The sequence below is a fragment of the Streptococcus parasanguinis genome, from assembly GCF_001578955.1.
GTDB classification, from domain to species: domain Bacteria; phylum Bacillota; class Bacilli; order Lactobacillales; family Streptococcaceae; genus Streptococcus; species Streptococcus parasanguinis_U.
In genome coordinates, this window is record NZ_KQ969691.1 from 253,943 (window position 1) to 258,134 (window position 4,192).

Sequence of the window (4,192 nt, forward strand, 5' to 3'; positions counted from 1 at the left end):
TTGAGCAATGGCTTCCTTGCTTGATACTGGGATCGCATTGTTTTTCAAAGCTTCTACTGCTGTTGCAACAGCGGTCTCAATCCCACGGCGGATGCCAATTGGGTTAGCACCTGCAGTGACGTTTTTGATCCCTTCACGGACGATAGCTTGAGTCAAGACCGTTGCGGTCGTTGTACCGTCACCTGCGATATCATTGGTCTTAGAAGCCACTTCTGACACCAATTTAGCACCCATATTTTCAAAATGGTCTTCCAATTCAATTTCTTTTGCGATGGTCACCCCATCATTTGTGATCAAGGGTGAACCAAATGATTTTTCAAGAACCACATTGCGACCTTTAGGGCCCAACGTAACTTTCACTGTATCTGCTAAGACATCGACACCACGGACCATTGCAGAACGTGCATCAGATGAAAATTTAATATCTTTTGCCATTTCTCTTACCTCTTTCTTCTCTTACTCTACAATTGCAAGAATGTTTGCTGTTCCAACGATGGTGTAGGTTTCTTCCCCATCTTTCACTTCAATTCCTGCATGGCTTTCAACCAAAACGTGGTCTCCTGCTTTTACAGCTGGAGCGATGAGTTCACCACTTAGGGTACGCACACCTTCACCAACGGCAACCACTTCAGCTGTTTTTGTATCGGCCTTGCTCGCACCTGCGAGGACAAAACCTCCAACAGTCTGTTCTTTTTCTTCTACTTTTAAGACCACACGGTCTCCTAATGGTTTTAACATGTTCATTCCTCCATACGTGTTTTTAGCACTCTCTATACACAAGTGCTAACTTATGTTTCTATTGTATCACTTGGTCAGAAATAGTCAAGAAAAAAACACCTCAAAAATAAATGAGATGTTTCTAAAATATCAATTTAAAATTGTCAATTTTTGATTGAAATCATCGATCACTTTTTGAAGATTGATCCGACCGCGGTAGATGCCATATCCAAAAACAATCATGCCTAAAATTCCAACCAAGGCTAGTAAAATCCCGAGGATCAAGAGTGGGAGGAAACTTTTGTGAAAGAGATAGATCAATACCACACCAATACTGGCAATGATAAAGAGTAAGCTGAACCAACGACCAAGGTTTTCAAGCATGTGGCGTTGGTACTTGATTTCTGTTTCATATCCATTGACAAGTTCTTGTTTTGTAACCATGGGATTCCTCCTGATAAAAATTGAGAATGAAGTGCAAATAAAGGAGGTCCATTCACTTCATTCTCAAAAACTCCTACTAGCAAATTCGTTTTTTCTTGACCTTAGTATTTAAGATGTGGGTCAAAGATACCAAGGGCAACACCGATCAAAGCCACTACAACGAGAAGTAACATGACTTTGTTTGGTGAAATTTTTTTCTTAGACATCAACCACCAGCAAAGAGTGATGAAGGCTGCTGTCAAGAGACCTGGATAAACACCATCGATCTTTTCTTGGATGTTCAAGAAGACTTTTCCTTCAGAATTCTTGAATTGAAGGGCTGTTGTAACAGATACCCAAGTAGCTGCTACGGCACCGATAACCATACCACCGACAACGCTGATCGCTTTACGAAGAGCTTGTCCTTTTGGTCCTACAAGGAATTCAACGGCTTTATCCCCTAATTGGTAACCTTTGAAGAAGGCAAAGCGCATACCAAAGTAGACTAAGAGGTTCCATACGACGATGTAGAAGAGAGCACCAGCGACGTTACCACCTTTAGAAAGACCAAGGGCAATCCCTAAGAGAACTGGAATCAAGGTACCAACGACCAATGAGTCACCAATACCAGCGATTGGTCCCATCAAACCGGCACGCATACCGTTGATGGTTTCGCCATCTACTGCATCTCCGTTTGCACGCGCTTCTTCCAAACCAGCTGTGATCCCTACAACAAGAGATCCAAGTTGTGGTTCAGTGTTGAAGAAGGCCGTATAGGTTTGCATAGCATCCTTTTGTTCTTCTTTTGTGTCATACATTTCTTCTACGATTGGAAGCATAGAAGTCAAGTACCCGAAGGTTTGCATATGTTCTTGAGAGAAACAAGTCAAATGACCATAATACCAATGATGGAATGCTTTTGCTAATGTTTTCTTTGAAATTTTCTTTCTATCAGCCATTTTAAATATCCTCCTCATCATCGTCTTGGTCCACCACTCCGGCTGGAGCAGCTTTCATCGATTTGATCACTTCAAGTTCATAGTAGATTACTGCAAAGATTAATGAAACAACGGCACTGGATACCAAGTTCAATCCGAGAGATTTTGCCAAGGTAAATCCAACAAAGAATGGAATGAAGTCAGTTGCTTCTGTAACAATTTGTTTCAACAAGATGGCAATACCGACACATGGGAGAAGAGCACCGACTGTAAAGAGGGCTTTCATCCAGTAACCATCCATAGGAAGGTATTGTTTCATCAAATCAACCATGTTTTCACCGTATTTGGTGATAATCATTGTTGGAAGGAAAGAGAAGAGGAAGTGAGAGATCCAAGGGTAAACCCAGTCAACTGCGTAGAGTTTTTTGAAGTTTCCTTCTTCAACGGCTTTCCAACCAATGTGTTGCCAAACCAAGTTCATAGTAGCGGTACCGTAGAAAAGAACTGTACCAATTGTCCCAACGGCTGCACCGATTGGAGCTGCAGCTGCGGCGATTCCTGCTTCATCTGTGATGTTATTAGCATGCACAAACAAGATAGCAAGAGGAACACCGATGTAAGAGATGGCACGCACATCGGCAGATACGGTACCACCAGGTGTTACCAAGGCGATATAAACGACTTGAAGGGCAACCCCGACCATAATACCGGTTGTCACATCTCCAAGAATTAAACCTGAAATCAACCCACCGATCAAAGGACGACCGAGTGTATAGTTCCCGATACTGGAACCTCCCATACCAGGCATTGAAGACAAGCTGGCGAAAATACCAAGCAAGATTGCTTGAATCCATGAAATTGTCATAACAAACGCTCCTTTTGTTTGTAAATTTATTTACCTAACAGATAGGACTGTTAGTTTTAAAAACCAAATTTTGATTTGAAATCATCCCAATACCCGATGGAAACATCTGGCAACAATTGGAATTTCACCTTGTAGCCTGCTGCTTGAATGGCTTGGAAGGCTTCTGCTTCTTCCTGAGTGATGGATTGGTTATTTCCCAATTTCACAGCTCCAGGACGATCATTTGCAGGGCCAACAATGATTTCTTTGACATCACCTGGGACAAACCCTTGGTCGACCAAAATTTCCTTCATATCGATTGGATTTTTGGTGATTAAGAAGTAACGACTATCTGATTCTGTTACTTTTGCTGATTTTTCCTTAAAGGCTTCCTTTGTCCATACAAAGGTTTTCTTGTCTGATGCGCCTTTGTAAGCTTGGATCAAAACCTTGTTTGATGCTGCTGCATCGTTTACGGCAATCAAACCATCACATGGTTTTTCTTTTGCCCAGCGTGTGACTGTCTGACCGTGAATCATGCGATCATCAATCCGTACAAATGTTACTACCATAAGGTACCTCCCTATTAAATATCGTCATCATCTTCTTCAGCACTAGTAGCTGAAACTTCAAAAGGCTGTAGTGCAGATCGTGCTTCTGATAAGATGGTAGCTGACAAATCGTCTCCATCCAACACATCCTTCATCACAACTGCCGTCAAGGCCATGGTGAGGTTCATCCCACCAAGGATCAAGGCTCCATCGAGCTTTCCAGCTTCTTCTAGAACCGTGGCTGCAGTGGTTAATGGACTACCACCTACGATATCTGCCAAGACCAAAACAGAATCATCAGCTGTCAATCCTGAAATGCTCTCTCTGAAATCAACTGCGAAGTCATCGACCGATTTTCCTTCTTTGAGTCCAACTGCGATGACTTGATCCATCTTATCACCAGCAAACATGGCTAGTGATGTCTTTAGACCTTCTGCCAGTCCACCATGACTGACCAAAATGAGGTATTTCATTTTGCTACGCCTCCTTTATTTGACTCTATTGTAGATTATTTGAAAGCGTTTTTACATTGTCAAATGTCACATTCCTAATATGACATTTAGCAATAAAAAAATGACATCTGTCACTTGACAAAATGCCATCTTATTTTACTCTAAACTCCTACCTGTAGACTACTTTCAATCTCCCTCTGAATTTGAGGCAAGCGGTTCTCGACATCTTGATCGCGCAAGGCATTGCCAATCAAGTAGTCTAGCTTT

At 42.1% G+C, this 4,192-nt stretch carries 7 protein-coding genes; all 7 read right to left on the bottom strand.

From position 1 onward, the window contains the following. On the bottom strand, positions 1-435 hold a 435-nt coding region (locus SPADD19_RS12860; RefSeq protein ID WP_277619478.1), incomplete at its 3' end, for a TCP-1/cpn60 chaperonin family protein. Between the two features lie 21 nt (positions 436-456). Next, a complete protein-coding gene (groES, locus tag SPADD19_RS07990) occupies positions 457-738 on the bottom strand; it encodes a co-chaperone GroES (protein WP_024055367.1) in 282 nt (93 codons plus the stop codon). 129 nt (positions 739-867) lie between these two features. Further along, the gene (locus tag SPADD19_RS07995) at positions 868-1,161 is read right to left on the bottom strand and encodes a hypothetical protein (protein WP_003004348.1); all 294 of its coding nucleotides are present in this window, start codon (positions 1,159-1,161) and stop codon (positions 868-870) included. Positions 1,162-1,262: 101 nt separating this feature from the next. Further along, positions 1,263-2,117 (bottom strand): PTS system mannose/fructose/sorbose family transporter subunit IID, encoded by an 855-nt coding sequence (locus SPADD19_RS08000; protein WP_037585172.1) that lies wholly within the window; start codon positions 2,115-2,117, stop codon positions 1,263-1,265. Next, complete coding sequence (locus tag SPADD19_RS08005; protein WP_003004789.1) at positions 2,101-2,943, bottom strand: PTS mannose/fructose/sorbose/N-acetylgalactosamine transporter subunit IIC; 843 nt, start codon at positions 2,941-2,943, stop codon at positions 2,101-2,103. Before SPADD19_RS08005 ends, SPADD19_RS08000 begins: the two co-directional genes overlap by 17 nt. Before the next feature lie 56 nt (positions 2,944-2,999). Then, a complete protein-coding gene (locus SPADD19_RS08010; RefSeq protein WP_000261775.1) occupies positions 3,000-3,494 on the bottom strand; it encodes a PTS sugar transporter subunit IIB in 495 nt (164 codons plus the stop codon). 14 nt (positions 3,495-3,508) lie between these two features. Beyond that, positions 3,509-3,946: a PTS sugar transporter subunit IIA gene (locus SPADD19_RS08015; RefSeq protein WP_061455738.1), complete on the bottom strand. Its 438-nt coding sequence runs from the start codon at positions 3,944-3,946 to the stop codon at positions 3,509-3,511. Positions 3,947-4,192: the final 246 nt, after the last annotated feature.

Coding starts and splice junctions, on each gene's coding strand:
- groES (WP_024055367.1), bottom strand. CDS start 738: ATGTTAAAACCATTAGGAGACCGTGTGGTCTTAAAAGTAGAAGAAAAA.
- SPADD19_RS07995 (WP_003004348.1), bottom strand. CDS start 1,161: ATGGTTACAAAACAAGAACTTGTCAATGGATATGAAACAGAAATCAAG.
- SPADD19_RS08000 (WP_037585172.1), bottom strand. CDS start 2,117: ATGAGGAGGATATTTAAAATGGCTGATAGAAAGAAAATTTCAAAGAAA.
- SPADD19_RS08005 (WP_003004789.1), bottom strand. CDS start 2,943: ATGACAATTTCATGGATTCAAGCAATCTTGCTTGGTATTTTCGCCAGC.
- SPADD19_RS08010 (WP_000261775.1), bottom strand. CDS start 3,494: ATGGTAGTAACATTTGTACGGATTGATGATCGCATGATTCACGGTCAG.
- SPADD19_RS08015 (WP_061455738.1), bottom strand. CDS start 3,946: ATGAAATACCTCATTTTGGTCAGTCATGGTGGACTGGCAGAAGGTCTA.